The sequence below is a fragment of the Micromonospora sp. NPDC049204 genome, from assembly GCF_040647935.1.
Lineage (GTDB): Bacteria > Actinomycetota > Actinomycetes > Mycobacteriales > Micromonosporaceae > Micromonospora.
The window spans coordinates 353,918-369,576 of the sequence record NZ_JBEZDC010000005.1; the positions used below are offsets into that span (position 1 = coordinate 353,918).

Consider the following 15,659-nt stretch of genomic DNA (forward strand, 5'->3'; position numbering starts at 1 on the left):
GGTGGCGGCGATGGCGGCCCGCCGGTGGGCCCGGTGGGCGGGTCGGTCGGGTTGGGCGGGTCGGTCGGCTCCGGCGAGCCGCTGCCGCTGGGCGACGCGGACCCGGACGGCGACGCGCTACCGGACGGCGAGGAACTGCCCGACGGGGACGCACTGCCCGACGGCGAAGAGCTGCCCGACGGCGACGCGCTGCCGGATGGCGAGGAACTCCCCGACGGGGACGCGCTGCCCGACGGGGAGGAACTGCCGGACGGCGACGCGCTGCCCGACGGCGAAGAGCTGCCCGACGGCGACGCGCTGCCCGACGGGGAGGAACTGCCGGACGGCGACGCACTGCCCGAGGGGGACGCGCTGCCGGACGGCGACGCGCTGCCGGAGGGGCAGGGCGTTCCGGTGGGCGAGGCTGTCGAGCTGGGTGACGCCGTCGAGCTGGGTGAGCCCGTCGTGGTGGGTGCGGTCGCGGTGGCGGCGGGGGCACGCTTCGCGACCGGCTCCGCCGTGACGGGCGGCCGGGTCGCCCGGGTCGGCGCGGTCGAGGCCGACGGCGTTCCGGTCGGGTCCGGGCAGTCGGCAGCGGCGGCCGCCTTCTGGGTACGGATCTGCGCGAGCCGCGCCTCGACCTCCACCGGAAGTTTCCCGCCCGGCTTGACGCACGGGTCGAGCAACCAGGTCGTCCCCTCCAACTCGCGGGTGCACGGCGGCTCGTCGTACGACGCCCGTTCCGCGCTGGCGGCGGGGGCGGCCGGTGCGCCGCCGGCGGCCGGGGCGACAAGTGCGGTGACCATGGCCACCGACACCGCCACCCCGGCGGCGAAGAGAGCATTGTGGACGCGGGGCGACCTTGTGGGTCGCGGTCCTGGCGGTCCACCCAGGTGCAGTTGGCTCATGCCGTCCTCCAGGGACTGAGGTGCGCCGGTAGTTGTTACCGCACGGTAGGCAGGCGTGCGGTAACCCGGTAGATCAGTCGCCCTTACCTACTGTGGAGGCCGGATCGCACCCGGTGACCTGTCCGGCGCCCCCGGTCGGTCGTGGCCGAGCACCACGGCCAACTCCCGGCGGTTGCGCACACCCAGTTTCGTGAAGACGCGGGCCAGGTTGTTGTTGACGGTGTTGACCGACAGTCCCAACCGGTCGGCGATGCCGCGACTCGGCAGCGTCACCGCGAGCAGGGCCACGTCCCGCTCCCGACGGGTCAGCGTCGCCTCCTCGGTGCCCGCGGCGGTCGCGGTGAGCAGGGGCGTCCGAACCCCTCGGCAGTCCCGGGCCAGCGTCGCGGCCCGCTGCGTCACCGCCACCCGGGGTCGGCCGCGCCGCGCGTACGCCCGGGCGGCGGCACCGAGCACCTCGGCGGCGAGCAGGGTGTGCCCGCGGGCGACGAGGTCACCCGCGGCGGTCTCCAGTGCCGGCCCGTCATCGCGTACCAGACCGTCGGCCGCGCCGGCGAGCGTCGACGCCAGCCCGCCGAGCCGGTCGGCGAGAGCGCCCAACCTCTCCCGTACCGACTCGGGCGCGCCCAGCCGCGCGCACTCGTAGAGCGCCACCGCCTCGATCGTCGGCTGCTCGCTGCCCCGCGCCAGGTCGGCGGCGGTACGGGCGGTACGGATCGCGGCGGTGAGATCACCCTCGGCCACCTGCACCCAGGCGCGGTCCAGCTCCACCCACGGGTGGAAGATCCGGTTCGCGGCGCGCTCCCGCGCGTCCGCGGCGGCCAGCCAGCGGCGGGCGCCGGACGGGTCACCGGCCAGCGCGCGGACTCCCGCCAGCGCCGCCCAGTACGTGCGCACCAGGTGGTACTGGTCGTTCTCCTCGACGAGCGCGATGGCCTCCCGCAGGTTCGCCTCGGCGGCGTCGAGCCGTCCCTGGGTCTTGGCGACGATCCCCCGGAATCCGGCCCACACGGCGACCATGCCCCGCGCGTCGCTGGCCACCGCCGCGGAGTAGCCGTGATCGGCCAGGTCGGCGGCGCCGGCCAGCTCGCCGGCAGCGTACCGGGCGTAGCAGAGCCCCAGCCCGACCTGCGCCTCGTTCCACGGCATCCGCTCGGGTTCGGCGGCGAGCACCGCCCGGCCCCGTTCCGCCAGCTCGGCGGCGAGCCCGAGCCGGCCGAGCATCCCGGCCGCCGACGCCGCGCCCATGGTCGCCCAACTGGCCGCCCGTACGCCGGTGTCGGGCCGGGCCAACACGGCCTGGCCGACGGACAGCGCGGCCTCGCACCGGCCGTCGTAGAACAGCACCCACGACCGGGTGGCCTCGGTCAGGTCGTGGCCGGGTGAGCCCGCCGGCACCATCCGCAGCGTCTCGTGCGCCTCGTCGATCCGGTCCAGGCCCCAGTAGAGCAGGCCGGCACGGGTGATCGCCCAGATGGCGAGGCGCTTGCTGCCCGGCGGTGGGGCCGGCGGGAGCATGTCCAGCGCCTCCTGGCTGCGCGCCTGGTACTGCAACACCCGGGCCAGCAGCCACTGCGCCTCCCAGCCCGGCGCGGCGTCGTACGCGGTGCGGGCCAACCGCTCGGCCAGGTCGATGTCGAACCTGTCGATCGCCTGTCGGGCGGCGGCCAGCGCGATGCCCGGATGCCGGACGCTGCCGGACCGGAGCTGCCACACCCCGGCGACCAGCGCGTCGTCCCGCCGGCGCAGCGGCATGCTCGCCAGCACGTCGGCGAGTTGCCCGAACACGGTGCGGGACCGGCTGGCCGGCATGCTGGCGCGCAGCGCCTCCCCGTACAGGGGGTGGGCCATGCGCAGCGCGGTACGGGCGCCGGAGCGTTCCGCGACCACCATGCCGCTGCGTTCGGCGGCCTCGATCGCGACCGGGTCGGTGAACCGTTCCAGCAGCGCCAGGGAGAGCGGTTCGCCGCAGGCGACCACCTCCAGCACCTGCCGGGCGGCCGGTTCCAGGGCGCGCAGTCGGGCACTGACCAGCTCGGCCAACCGGGGGCTGCCCGACGCGGTGCCGCGCCACCGCCAGACCCCCCGCGACTCGCGGAGCCCGCCGGTGTCCATGGCGTCGGCCAGCAACTCCCGCAGCAGCAGCGGGTTGCCGTCGGCGAGCCGGGTCAGCCGGCGGCGGCTGATCGCGTCGAGCGGACCGGGCGCGGCCTCGTCGAGCAGATGCTCCACGGCGGTGGCCGGCAGCGGGCGTACGTCGAGTCGCCGGCCGGAACCGGCCCACAGCGAGGTGAGCGCGTCGGAGAGCGGAAGGCCCGCCCGGACGGTCGCCACCGCCACGGCCAGGCCGTGCACGGCGAGCTGGTGCAGCAGCCCGGCCGAGGGTTCGTCGAGCAGGTGGGCGTCGTCGATGCCGATCACGATCGGGCGGCCACCGCCGCGCCGGGCGAAGTCGCGTTCGACGGTGACGACAAGCCCCACCGGATCGGCACGCGGTCGGGTCTGCGCGGGGATCAGGTGCGAGACCGCGCCGAACGGAATCGACCGGGCCGCCCCGGTGGCGGAGACCCAGTGACACTCCACGCCGTCCTGAGCCGCGCGGGCGAGCGCCTCCCGCAGCAGCCGCGTCTTCCCCACCCCGGCGTCACCGACCAGCACCAGCCCCGGCATCCGCGACGACACGACGTCCTCGATGATTTTCAGCTCGTCGTCGCGGCCGACGAGCGTCCATTCGCCACGTCCCGGCATGACGACCCTCACCTCGCCCTCGGGCAGCCCTACCGCTCACCCTAGGGGGAGTTCCGGCACTCCCGCTCGACAGCGGTCGATGCGACGCCGGACGCGCCGGGCGTGGGGCTCAGCCCTGGGTGGTCAGCAGGTAGTCGTCGGCTTCGGGGCTCCACCGCAGGTCGACCGCGCCGCTGGTGGCCGCCGCCTTGCAGAACTGCAGGAAGCTGCGGTAGCCGAGCTTCTTCTCACTGAAGTCGGGCCGGGCCCGCCGCAGCTGGTTCTTCAAGCCGGACAGCGCCACCGGGTTACCGCTGCTGCCCAGCTCCGCCACCACGCCACGCAGCAGGCCGAACGCCACCTCGCGGTCGCCGTGCTCGGGCAGCGAGACCTCGGGGTCACCCTTCGCGGGACCCTCCGCCAGCTCGATCACCGTGTGCTCGGCGAGGTGCCGCAGCAGTTCCCCGAAGGTGCGGAAACCGTAGTCGGACTCGCTGAACGTCGGGTCCTTGCGCAGCAGGGTGCGCTTGAGCCGGGACGCGGTGACCGCACCGTTGGCACTGCCCTGCAACCCGGCCACCGTCTGGGCGACGAGCACGGCGAGCGCGTCGACGTCGCGTCCGGGCTCCTCACCGGCGGGCCGGCGGCCCACCTCCGGCTCCGGCTCGCGCTCCAACTCCGGCTCGGGCGGGCGCTGCTCCGTGCCGGCCGGCCGGGTCGGGCGACCGCGCCGGCTGCGGGTCGGCGGGATGTCCACACCCTCCAGCCGGTCGTAGTAGAGGAACTCGTCGCAGGCCGGCGGGAGCAGCGCCGACGTCGACCCCTCGACCCCGACGCCGATGACCCGCTTGTTCAACTCGCGAAGCTTGTGCACGAGCGGGGTGAAGTCGCTGTCGCCACTGCAGATCACGAACGTGGAGATGTAGTCGCGCTCGAACGCCAACTCGATCGCGTCGACAGCCATCTTGATGTCCGCGGCGTTCTTCCGGGACGCGCCCATCCGCTGCGGAATCTCGATCAGCTCGACGTGGGACCGGGTGAGCATCCGGCGGTCCTCGTCGAAGTAGGACCAGTCGGCGTACGCGCGGCGGACCACCACCCGACCCCGTTCGGCGAGCGCGTCGGCGATCGGCCGGAAGTCGAACTCCGCGCCGCCACGGTGATCACGCGCCCCCAACGCGAGGTTCTCGTAGTCGAGGAACAGGGCGATCCGATCTTCTTGATCCACGCGGCCCAGCGTACGCCGGCCGTGGGCGGTCGCGGCGCAGGCGAGGCGCGACACCTCAACTCACCGATCGTCCATTTCTTGCGGTCTAATGGTCGTCTATTTTCGTACTTCGATTGTCGTCTTGCAGTGGGATGGTCGGTGCTGCATCATGACGATCAATGTCGGGCGTCGGGGGAAGCGCCGGGCGGACCTCCACCACCACCACCCACCCAGGAGGGTCACCGATGATTCACAGCCTCATGTCGGCCCGGGGACGACCCGGCCGACCTGCCGGCACCGCCGTGGCGCTCGCGGCCGGCCTCGCCGTGCTCGTCGCCGTGCCCACCGTGGCCGTCGCCGGCCCATCCGCGCCCGCCGGCGCGCGGCCGGTGGTCACCCGCGCCGCCCTCGACCCGGCACTCGTCGCCGGGCGCGGCGCCGACGTCGACTTCGTCGAACAGGAGGCGGAGAACGCGCGCACCAACGGCGAGATCATCGGCCCCGACCGGTCGGCCTACACGCTGCCCGCCGAGGCCTCCGGCCGCCGGGCGGTCCGGCTCACCCCCGGGGAGTACGTGGAGTTCGTCCTACCCAGCGCGGCGAACGCGATAAGCGTGCGGTACAGCATCCCGGACGCGCCGCGAGGCGGTGGGATCACCGCTCCGCTGCGCGTCGCGGTCAACGGCAAGCACGCGCGCACCATGACGCTGACCTCGCAGTACTCGTGGCTCTACAACCAGTACCCGTTCACCAACGACCCCCAGGCCGGGCTGCTGCACCCGGACTGGTGGATCACCGAGTGCCAGTGCGTGCCGGCGGCCACCACGCCGGCCCCGGTCATCGACAAGCCGTTCCGGCCCACCCACTTCTACGACGAGCAACGCCTGCTGCTCGGGCGCACCTACCGGGCCGGCGACCGGATCCGCCTGACCGCGCCGACCGGCAGCGCCGCCGCCTGGACCGTCATCGACCTGCTCGACTCCGAGTTGGTCGCGCCGCCGCGCGTCCGGCTGCTCGCGGCGAACGTGCTCGCCTTCGGCGCCGACCCCACCGGACGACGGGACTCCGCCGACGCCATCGACCGCGCCATCGCCTTCGCCCGGCGCGCCCACCTCAAGGTGTACCTCCCGCCGGGCACCTACCAGGTCAACCGGCACATCATCGTCGACGACGTGACCATCGAGGGCGCCGGCAACTGGCACACCGTCATCAGGGGCCGCGAGGTAGCCCTGCCGACCCCCGCGCCGGACGGCTCGGTGCACACCGGCGTCGGGTTCTACGGCCGCGACGCCGCCGACGGCGGCAGCCGCAACGTCCACCTCTCCGGCTTCACCATCGAGGGAGACGTCCGGGAGCGCATCGACACCGACCAGGTCAACGCGATCGGTGGGGCGATGAGCGACTCCACGATCGACGGGCTCTACCTGCGCCACACCAAGGCCGGCCTGTGGTTCGACGGGCCGATGCGCAACGTCCGCGTCACCAACAACATCGTCGTCGACCAGATCGCCGACGCGCTCAACTTCCACACCGGCGTGACCGACTCCCTCGTGGCGCACAACTTCGTCCGCAACACCGGCGACGACGGTCTGGCGATGTGGTCGGAGAAGACGGCGAACGCGCGCAACACGTTCGACCACAACACCGTGCAGTCACCGACCCTGGCCAACGGCATCGCCATCTACGGCGGTACGGACACCACCGTCTCGCACAACCTCGTCGCCGACCCGGTCCGCGAGGGCAGCGGCATCCACGTCGGCGCCCGCTTCGGCGCGGAGCCCTTCACCGGGCACCTGCGGATCACCGACAACACCACCGCCCGCGCCGGCACGTACGACCTGAACTGGAACATCGGGCTGGGCGCCATCTGGTTCTTCGCCCTGGACCGCAGCATCGACGCGGCCATCGAGGTGACCGGCGACGCGTACCTCGACAGCACCTACAACGCGATCATGCTGGTGAGCGACTGGCCGGTGAAGGACCTCTACTCGATCTCCAACGTACGGTTCCGGGACATCCGGGTCGACGGCACCGGCACCTCGGTGGTCAGCGCCCGCGCGGCGGGGTCCGCCTCGTTCGCCAACGTGGACGCCCGCCACGTGGGCGCGGTGGCTGTCAACAACTGCGGTTCGTTCCACTTCACCCCGGCCGGTTCGGAGTTCACACTGACCGACCTCGGCGGCAACGACGGCGGGTGGCTCGCGCCGTGGCTGCTGCCCAACACGATCACCTGCGACGACCGGCCGCCCGTGTCGCCGCCCCCGCCTCCGGCGCAGTGGTGAACGCGGTGGGCGGCCGGACTCGTCGGGCCGCCCACCGCACGCTCAGCGCGTCCGGACGTACGCCAGTGGCACGCTCGTCGGTTGCCCGCTCCAACTGCCGAGCAGGGCCGCCCCGGCGGCCTCGGCGGCACCGGGGCGGCGGACGACGACCAACTCGACGGTGTCGGTGACGACGAGCGTGCTGTCCTCGTCGACCACCCGGCGCACGGGACCGACCGGTGCCGCGTCGGCGTCCACGGCGCCGCTGGCGGTGATCGTCACACTTGGCTCGCGCACCTCACGCCGACCGTCCACCTCGAAGTACTGCTCTGCCTGGCCGGCGCCGGTGCGGATCGCGTGGGCGAGCGCGGCGGCGTACACGTGGTCCACGCAGCCGTCGTACACCCAGCGCCGGCCGAGCACCGAGTGGTCGGTGGTGCCGACCAGCCAGGCGTCCGCACCGTCCAGGGGACCGGCCCGGTAGGTGAGCGGGACGTGATGGACCGGCCCGTCGGGGGTGCTGACCAGGATGGTCTCGATGCCGACCTCGCCGGCCGGATCGTCGAAGCGGTAGGCGCCTCGGCTCACCAGCTCGACGCCGGCGGACCCGGCGTACCAGGGTCGGTCGGGAAGCCAGGTCGCCAGCAGGTCGAGCTTCGTGGGGTTCAGGGTCGCCTTGTGCAGCAGTGCCATGCCGGCAGCCTAGTCAGAGGCCCGCGCAGGGTTGCCCCCCGATCGTGCAGCTCTCCGGTTGCCGGGCCTTCGGCCGGCTGTCGCGGACGTCGAAGCTGATCGTCTGCGAGCCTCCGGCCACCACCGCGGCGCCGGTGAAGGTGATCGACCTCCCGTCCTGTCGCCAGTTCGCGCCGTCGACGTCGTCGACGGTGGTGCCCTCGCCGAGAGTGACCACCACGGCCCAGTCCGCCACCGGTACGCCGCTCGGGTTCTCGACCACGACCGCACCGGTGTAGCCGAACAGGCGGCTGGAGTCGGTCTCGTAGCGGGCCACCATGGGCACCGGCGACGCCGGCGGCGGGGGTGGCACAGCGGACGCGGCCGGACTCGGGGGCGTGGCCGTCGCCGTCGGGGTCGGACTCGGGCGGGTGGTCGCGGACGCGGTGCTCCGCGAGGGGCGTACCGACGGGGTCGCCTTACGGGCGGCGGCGGTCGTGCCGGCCGTACCGGACGGCGACGGCGCGCCTGCCGATGCCGGCGCGGCGGTGGGTGTCGACTCGGGCGGCAACGTTATCCAGGCCGCCGTCCCCGCCAGCAGCGCGGCCCCGCCGATCAGGGCGACGAGGGTCCGACGCCGACGGCGGGTGCGCCCGGACGTGCGGAGCGCGATCAGCGGCAGCTCGGTGGTCATCGCACCGTCGCCGCGGCGCAGGTCGACCTGCTGGAACGCGAGCCAGTCGAGGATGGCCGGGAGTCGTACGGTGAGTGCCTGCCGCACCTGCTGCTCACGTGGGTCGTGCTGCTCGGCGGACCACGCGCCGTGCGTCGTGACCTCCCGCACCTCCAGCCGGCAGCCCTGGCTGGTGGCCGTGACCACGCAGGTCAGCTCACTGAGCCGGCCGGCCTCGTCGCAGGCCAGCACGAGGAGTGCCGCCTCCCGCCGCTCGGTCACCTCGACCTCGACGTCGGCCTCGAAGCCGGGCAACTCGGCCGTGCGCAGCAGCAGCCGGTCCGCCACGCCCTCGACGGTGTCGGCCTCGGCGAACCACCGTCCGAGCAGCTTCCGGTCGGTCAGTGCGAGCCAGACCCGGTCGGGCGGGTGGGACAGGTCGACCTGCGCACCGATCTCGATCACGGCGGAACTCTACGGGTTTCCCGACCGGCCCGTCCCGCCCCACCCGAGGCCGCCGGTCAGCCCCAGCGTGCCGACCGCTCGACCACCGCCGCCAGCGCGGCTCGGGCACCGGCGCTCACCTCGGTGACCACGTCGGCTGCCGGCAGCTCCCGGGCGAGGGGGTGCGCCTGCCCCGCCCACAGGTTCGCCACCGACGCGTCGCCGTCGCGCCGGGCGGCGGCCAGCAGCGGACGCGTCAGGTGCAGCACCTGGGGATAACCGGTCGGCGCCGACGCGTCGTGCTGGCGCAGGAAGTCGTTGGCCACCCCCCGAGCTCGCTTACCGGTGTACGACCGGGTCAGCGCGGTCGGCGCGGCCCCGGCCACCGCTGCCCGGTGCATCGCCGAACTGCCCGCCTCCGGGCAGCGCAGGAAGGCCGTGCCGAGCTGCGCGGCGGCGGCACCGGCGGCCAGCGCGGCGGCCAGCGCGGGACCGTCGACGATGCCGCCCGCGGCCACCAGGGGCAGGTCGCAGCGGGCGGCGACCAGCCGGAGCAGGGGCAACAGCGCGTAGTCGTCGTCGTCCGGCAGGCCACCCCGATGCCCACCGGCCTCGGTGCCCTGCACCACCACCGCGTCCACACCCAGGTCGGCGGCGACCGTCGCCGCGTCCGGGCGGGTGACGGTGGCCCACACCTCGGTGCCCCGCTCGCGCAGGGCGCGCACCGTCGCCCGGTCCGGCAGCCCGAACACGAAGGACACGACCGGGACCGGGTCCGCGAGCAGCGCGGCCACCTTCTCCGGGTACGCGTCGTCGCCGCCGACCGGCTCGCCCAGGCTCACCCCGCGCTCGGCGGCCTGCGGGGCGAGCCGTTCCGCGTACGCCCGGACGGCGGCGTCGTCCACGCCACCGGGGTCGGGCAGGAAGACGTTGACGCCGAACGGCCGGTCGGTGCGCGCGCGGACCTGCGCGACGTCGGTGGCCAACCGCTCGGTGTCGATCATCCCGGCGGCCAGGAAGCCCAGTCCACCGGCGGCGGAGACGGCTGCCACGAGCGCCGGCGTGGACGGGCCACCGGCCATCGGAGCCGCGATGATCGGGTGACGCAACGTGGACAGCACGGACATCCCACCATCCTGCCGCACCGCCGACGTTCGCTCACCGGCGCGCCGTGTGCCGCCAGCGCAGCACGCCGGCCAGGCCGAGCAGCGCCACGAGTGTTCCGGCCCCGGCCGCCAGCACCCAGGTCCGGCGGCTCAGGCCGGTGGTGTCCTCGGCGATGGGACGAACGAGGGTGGGCAACTCCGACGCGGCTGGCCCCGTCGGACGCGCGGTGGTTGCCGGTCCGTCCGTGGTCGGGTAGCGCAGGATCGTCGGGCGGGTGCCCGGTGGCTGGTCGGCGGATTCGGAGACGGTGAGCAACGACCTGCCGTCGCGGCTGTAGGTGACCGACTCACCCTGGGGCTCGTCCGGCAACGGGGTGACCCGCGCGGTGCCCGCGGTCAGCGCGCGGACCACCTCGCCATCGGGCACGTCGTACTCGAAGGCGTCGGCGTAGCTGCGCAGCACCACCCGACGCCCGTCCGGTGCGCTCGCCGCCCCGGTGATCACACCCCGTCCGAGGAACGAGAACGGGTTGCTGGTGCTCGTCGTCGGCAGGGTCACCTGGCCGACCGAGGCCAGCGGCGTCGTCGCCCCCGGCCGCAGTGCGGCGGTCGGGGCGTACAGGAAGACGGTGCCACTGCCGCCCTTCGTGATGATCAGCGGCCGACCGGACGCGTCCAGCAGCAACGCCTCCGCGTCGTGCGGGCGGTCCGGGTAGGTCATCCGGTGCAGCACCGGCTCGTCCGCTCCGGGAGCGAGTCGCCAGATGGCGATCGTCGACCGGGAGTGGTCGTTGTCGCCGATGTCGGCGACCCAGACGGTGCCGTCGCGACCGATGGCCAGGTCCTCGGTGTCGCGGGGCCGGGACGGGAAGGCCACCGCCCGGACCACCGCGCATCGCTCGTCGAGGAAGAAGATCCGGCGGCGGGCCTCGTCGTCGGCACCGTCGTTGATCATGACGTACCCGTCGTCGGTGGCGACCATCCCGGAGATCTCGCGGAGCCGGTCGTCACGCACCTGGCACACCGGCGTCCCGGCCGCCACCGCACCCGCCGCCACTGCCGGTGTCAGCGCGATGGTCGACGCCCCCGCGCCGGCGAGCAGCGCCGCCAGCGCCGCACCCGCACGGGCTCGCCGCCCCCAGGTCAACCGCCCGCGTACCCGCATCGCCCACCCTCCTCGTCACGGCCGCGCCCCGGGCCACCTGCCCATCCTGGCCGATCCGGGCCACCGGCGGGGTCAGCGCGCGGACGTGGCCGGGCCTGTCGTCGAGGAAAGGCCACCCCGGCCGGTCACTCGTTGCCAGCGGCTCGGATCGAAGCGGCAGGTCTGAGTTCCGCGATGCCGGGTAGGCAGTGGCCCGGCGGCACGTCGACACCCGCCGGGTGGGAGGCTCCGATGAGCACGTACCGGGACGACCAGGGCGACACGTTTCCTCCCCCGGAGGCGGACGCCCAGGAGCAGCGACAGGACGCCGTCGACTACGGGCCGCCGGACCGGGTGTCGGGTGACGTCGACCCGGAGGCGTCCGAGGCCGACCTGGCCGAGCAGGGCGCCCTTCCGGCCGGCACGCTCGAAGAGGTGACGTCACTGCCGGCCGACGCCAACCCGGCGGACGCCCTGGAACAGCGCCAGGAGATCCCCACCCGCGACGAGGGCCGGCGCACCTGACCGCGCGCACCACCGGCCCGGCCGCCCGAAGCCGGGGGCAGGGTCGCCAACGCGTCTGATGCCTGTGAGTCATCAAGATGACTCACAGGCATCACGCTCGGGCGGACGTCCGCATCTGGACGGCTGGCCAGCGAGCCGGCCAGCCGGCTTAACCGGCCACGCCGGCTCAGCCGGCGGTTACCTGCCAGAGCAGGAACGCGTTGAGCGCGACCACCAGTACGGCCACCAGCGACGCGGCCGCGGTGGTGAGCGGATGGTTGACCAGGTTGCCCATCAGGTCGCGCCGCCGGGTGAAGGCGACCACCGGGATCAGCGCGAACGGGATGCCGAAACTGAGGATGACCTGGGACAGGACCAGGGCTCGGGTGGGGTCGAGGCCGATGGCGAGCACGGCCAGGCCGGCACCAGGGTGACCAGCCGGCGCAGCAGCAGTGGGACCCGCCGCCGCAGGAAGCCCTGCATGATCACCTCGCCGGCGTAGGTGCCGACGCTCGTGGAGGCCAGCCCGGACACCAGCAGGGCGACGGCGAACCCGAACGCCGCGGCGGTGCCGATGCTCTGGCCGAGCCCGGCGTGCACACCCTCCAGGCTGTCCGCGCCACCCGGGCCGCCGCCGCGGAAGCTGGCCGCCGCGATCAGCAGCATGGCGAGGTTCACCGCGCCGGCCGCGCTCAGGGCGAGCAGTACGTCGGTGCGCTGGCCCCGGAACAGGACCCGACGCTCGGTGTCGTCGGTGGCCGGGATGCGGTCGCGGGTCAGCGCGGAGTGCACGTAGATGACGTGCGGCATGACGGTGGCGCCCAGGATGCCGGCGGCCAGCAGCACACTGTCGGTGCCCTGGAGCCGGGGCACCAGACCGGCCACGGCGGAGCCGGGGTCGGAGCCGGAGGCGAGCAGGTTGGCGGCGAAGGCCAGGACGATCACACCGAGCAGTACGGCGATGGCGATCTCGAAGGCGCGGAACCCGCGCGAGCGCAGGGCGAGCACGGCGAACGCCGCCGTGCCGATGATGAGCCCGCCGGGCAGCAGCGGGATGCCGAAGAGCAGGTAGAGGGCGACCGCGCCACCGATCACCTCGGCCAGGTCGGTGGCCATGGCGACCAACTCGGCCTGCACCCACATCAGCCGGTTCAGCGGCCGGGGCAGCCGCTCCCGGCACAGCTCGGGCAGGCTGCGCCCGGTGGCCAGACCCAACTTGGCGGTGAGGGTCTGCACCAGCATCGCCATCAGGTTGGCCACCACCACGACCCAGACCAGCAGGTAGCCGTAGCGGGCGCCGGCGGCGGAGTTGGTGGCGAAGTTGCCGGGGTCGACGTAGGCGACGGCGGCGACGAACGCCGGGCCGAGCAGGATCAGCCGGCCGCGTACCCGCCCCCGGGCCCGAGCCACCTGTAGTGGAGTCGCTGTCGACGTCGCCACGTCGTTGGTGACCATCGAACACCTCTCCGTCGACACGACTTTCGTGCCGGTCCCTTCCCGCTCGGTTGGCCCGTTGGTGCCAACCTCTGGCCCGCCGGTGCCACCGAGACCGACGCGCCGGATGCATCGCGACGCGCCGCGCGCTTGACAGCGGCGGGGGTCCCCGACGAAGCTGTCTATTAGTCCTACTGTCGTAGGACAACAGGAAGGATCATCCCGAGTGATCGAGTTCGTGTTGGACAGCCGGTCGAAGGTGAACACCTACATGCAGCTCGTGCAGCAGGTGAAGCAGGCGCTGCGCGTCGGTCTGCTGACGCCGGGCGACCAGTTGCCGAAGGTCCGGGACGTCGCGCAGTCACTGGCGATCAACCCGAACACGGTGCTGAAGGCGTACCGCGAGTTGGAGATCGAGGGTCTGGTCGGCGGCCGACCCGGGGTGGGCACGTTCGTCCAGCGCACCCTGGCCGGCGCGTCCCTGCCCAACCAGGCCGAGCTCCGCGAGGACCTGGTCGCCTGGTTGCACCGCGCGCAGACCGCGGGCCTCTCGGCCGAGGACGTCATCGCCCTGGTGGAGACCACGCTGCGCGCCACCCTCGCCGACGACGCCCCGCAGAAGGAGCCCGCCTGAGCGTGCCCGGCAAGCGAACCACCAGGCACCGAAGCAACGGCTGCTCCCCCACCGCGGGCGCAGCCGGATCGAGAGGACAGAGGATGGACATGGTCTTGGAGGCCGACCGGCTGGGCAAGCGGTACGGCAGCACCTGGGCGTTGCGGGACTGCTCGCTGCACCTGCCGGCCGGCCGGATCGCCGCGCTGGTCGGGCCGAACGGCGCGGGCAAGAGCACCCTGCTGCACCTGGCCGTCGGGTTGCTCAAGCCCGACGCGGGCGCGGTCCGGGTCTTCGGCAGATCCCCCTACGGCGACACGGAGGGGCTGGCCGACATCGGGTTCGTCGCCCAGGACACCCCGCTCTACCGGGACTTCACCGCGGCCGAGCTGGTCATCGCCGGCGGCAAGCTGAACAAGCGGTGGGACGCCACGTTGGCCCGTCAGCGGTTGGCCCAGCTCGGCATCCCCCCGGACCGACCGGTCGGCAAACTCTCCGGCGGCCAACGGGCCCAGGTGGCGCTCGCCCTCGCGTTGGCCAAGCAGCCCCGGCTGCTGCTGCTCGACGAACCGGTGGCCAGCCTCGACCCCCTGGCCCGACGGGAGTTCCTCCAGTCGCTGATGGGCAGCGTCGCGGAATCCGGCACCACGGTCCTGCTCTCCTCGCACCTGCTGGCCGACCTGGAACGGGTCTGCGACTACCTGATCGTGCTCAACTCCGCCCAGGTGCAACTCACCGGCGCGGTCGACGACCTGGTCGCCGAGCACCGCCAACTGGTCGGCCCCCGGCACGACGACGGCGTCATCGGGGGCGTCGCCGCCGTGGTCCGGGCCAGCCACACCGATCGGCAGTCCACGCTGCTGGTCCGCACCGACGGCCCGGTCACCGACCCGGCCTGGACGGTCCGCGAGGTCAGCCTGGAGGACGTCGTGCTGGCCTACCTGGCCGACGGAACCACGCAGACCCGGCACAGCGAGTGGGGAGTGGCAGCATGATCTGGTTGACCTGGCGGCAACACCGCAAGCAGGCGCTCTACACCCTGCTGGGGCTCGTGGCGCTCGCCGCCCTGCTGGTGCCCATCGGCCTGGCCATGCGGAACACCTTCGCCGACCTCGGGCTGACGGACTGCGCCAGCCAACTCGCCCGCGCCGACGTGGCCCAGACGACCCGGGAGACCTGCGATGCGGGCTTCCGGCGCTTCGGCAACCAGTACGGCAGTCTCAGTCTGGTGGCCGTACTGCTGATCACCCTGCCGGCCCTTGTCGGCCTCTTCTGGGGCGCCCCACTGGTCGCCCGCGAGGTGGAGCACGGCACGCACCGGTTCGTCTGGACCCAGGGCGTCGGCCGGACCCGCTGGGCGCTGGTGAAGTTCGGGCTGGTGAGCGGGGCCGTCCTGGTCCTCGCGACGATCTACGGGCTGGGCATGTCCTGGTGGGTCGATCCGCTCACCCAGGCCGCGCACGAGGGCCGGTTCGGCATGATCGTCTTCGATCTGCAGGGCATCGTCCCGATCGGGTACACCCTGTTCGCCGTGGCGCTCGGCGTCTTCGCCGGCACCGTCTGGAAGCGGATGCTGCCCGCCATGGGCATCACCCTCGCCGGTTTCATCGGCGTCCGGACGGCGGTGGAGCTGCTGGCCCGACGGCACTACCAGCCGGCCCACACCCAGACCTTCCCGATCGAGGGGGAAGGGCCACCGGAGATCAGCCGGGGCGACTGGGTCCTCGCCCAGGGCGTCCGGAACCCCGACGGCACGATGATCTCGGAGGGCGGCCGGATCCAGTGTCCACCGGGCGGTAAGGGGCCGGAGGGTCGGCTCTGCGGGGCGGAACTGGGACTCGAGCCGGGCGCGTACAACTGGCAGCTGTACCAGCCGGCGGACCGGTTCTGGCTGTTCCAGGGGATCGAGACGGGCATCTTCGTCGCCCTGGCCCTGCTCCTGCTCTACCTCGCCATCCGCCGGGTGCGCCGGATCGCGTAGTCGAGG

General features: G+C 73.5%; 12 protein-coding genes and 1 pseudogene. 6 read left to right on the forward strand and 7 right to left on the reverse strand.

Annotated elements, in window-relative coordinates; genetic code table 11:
* Window positions 1-33: 33 nt before the first annotated feature.
* Window positions 34-906 carry a hypothetical protein gene (locus tag AB0A90_RS13070; RefSeq protein ID WP_357245988.1) on the forward strand — a complete coding sequence of 291 codons (873 nt, stop codon included), beginning with the start codon at window positions 34-36 and terminating at the stop codon, window positions 904-906.
* Window positions 907-974: 68 nt separating this feature from the next.
* Here the strand turns inward: AB0A90_RS13070 and AB0A90_RS13075 are convergent, their stop codons facing one another.
* A complete protein-coding gene (locus AB0A90_RS13075; protein ID WP_357245991.1) occupies window positions 975-3,635 on the reverse strand; it encodes an AAA family ATPase in 2,661 nt (886 codons plus the stop codon).
* A 109-nt stretch (window positions 3,636-3,744) separates the two neighbouring features.
* Window positions 3,745-4,842: a PIN domain-containing protein gene (locus AB0A90_RS13080; RefSeq protein ID WP_357245994.1), complete on the reverse strand. Its 1,098-nt coding sequence runs from the start codon at window positions 4,840-4,842 to the stop codon at window positions 3,745-3,747.
* A gap of 224 nt (window positions 4,843-5,066) precedes the next feature.
* Here AB0A90_RS13080 and AB0A90_RS13085 point away from each other — a divergent pair, with 224 nt between their 5' ends.
* Window positions 5,067-7,103, forward strand: a complete 2,037-nt coding sequence (locus AB0A90_RS13085) for a glycosyl hydrolase family 28-related protein (RefSeq protein WP_357245996.1) — start codon at window positions 5,067-5,069, stop codon at window positions 7,101-7,103.
* A gap of 42 nt (window positions 7,104-7,145) precedes the next feature.
* Here AB0A90_RS13085 and AB0A90_RS13090 read toward each other — a convergent pair whose 3' ends face one another.
* Genes AB0A90_RS13090 through AB0A90_RS13105 form a run of 4 tightly spaced genes read right to left on the reverse strand, consistent with a single transcriptional unit; the run spans window position 7,146 to window position 11,142 of the window.
* Window positions 7,146-7,775, reverse strand: coding sequence for a hypothetical protein (locus AB0A90_RS13090; RefSeq protein ID WP_357245999.1), 630 nt, complete (start codon window positions 7,773-7,775; stop codon window positions 7,146-7,148).
* Between the two features lie 13 nt (window positions 7,776-7,788).
* On the reverse strand, window positions 7,789-8,892 hold the full coding sequence (locus AB0A90_RS13095; protein ID WP_357246002.1) for a cellulose binding domain-containing protein: 1,104 nt from the start codon (window positions 8,890-8,892) through the stop codon (window positions 7,789-7,791).
* Window positions 8,893-8,948: 56 nt separating this feature from the next.
* Complete coding sequence (locus AB0A90_RS13100) at window positions 8,949-9,998, reverse strand: nitronate monooxygenase (protein ID WP_357246005.1); 1,050 nt, start codon at window positions 9,996-9,998, stop codon at window positions 8,949-8,951.
* 31 nt (window positions 9,999-10,029) lie between these two features.
* Window positions 10,030-11,142, reverse strand: a complete 1,113-nt coding sequence (locus AB0A90_RS13105; RefSeq protein WP_357246008.1) for a hypothetical protein — start codon at window positions 11,140-11,142, stop codon at window positions 10,030-10,032.
* 231 nt (window positions 11,143-11,373) lie between these two features.
* Here AB0A90_RS13105 and AB0A90_RS13110 point away from each other — a divergent pair, with 231 nt between their 5' ends.
* On the forward strand, window positions 11,374-11,646 hold the full coding sequence (locus AB0A90_RS13110) for a hypothetical protein (RefSeq protein ID WP_357246010.1): 273 nt from the start codon (window positions 11,374-11,376) through the stop codon (window positions 11,644-11,646).
* 166 nt (window positions 11,647-11,812) lie between these two features.
* On the opposite strand, the pseudogene AB0A90_RS13115 reads toward AB0A90_RS13110, so the two are convergent.
* Window positions 11,813-13,080: pseudogene (locus AB0A90_RS13115) on the reverse strand (Nramp family divalent metal transporter).
* 205 nt (window positions 13,081-13,285) lie between these two features.
* On the opposite strand from AB0A90_RS13115, the gene AB0A90_RS13120 reads away from it, so the two are divergent.
* From AB0A90_RS13120 to AB0A90_RS13130, 3 genes are all read left to right on the forward strand, one after another.
* Window positions 13,286-13,693: a GntR family transcriptional regulator gene (locus tag AB0A90_RS13120; protein ID WP_357246013.1), complete on the forward strand. Its 408-nt coding sequence runs from the start codon at window positions 13,286-13,288 to the stop codon at window positions 13,691-13,693.
* An 83-nt stretch (window positions 13,694-13,776) separates the two neighbouring features.
* Window positions 13,777-14,667, forward strand: a complete 891-nt coding sequence (locus AB0A90_RS13125) for an ABC transporter ATP-binding protein (protein ID WP_357246016.1) — start codon at window positions 13,777-13,779, stop codon at window positions 14,665-14,667.
* Entirely contained in the window at window positions 14,664-15,653 is a 990-nt protein-coding gene (locus AB0A90_RS13130; protein WP_357246019.1) for a transporter, read from the forward strand. Before AB0A90_RS13125 ends, AB0A90_RS13130 begins: the two co-directional genes overlap by 4 nt.
* The last annotated feature ends 6 nt before the right edge of the window (window positions 15,654-15,659 follow it).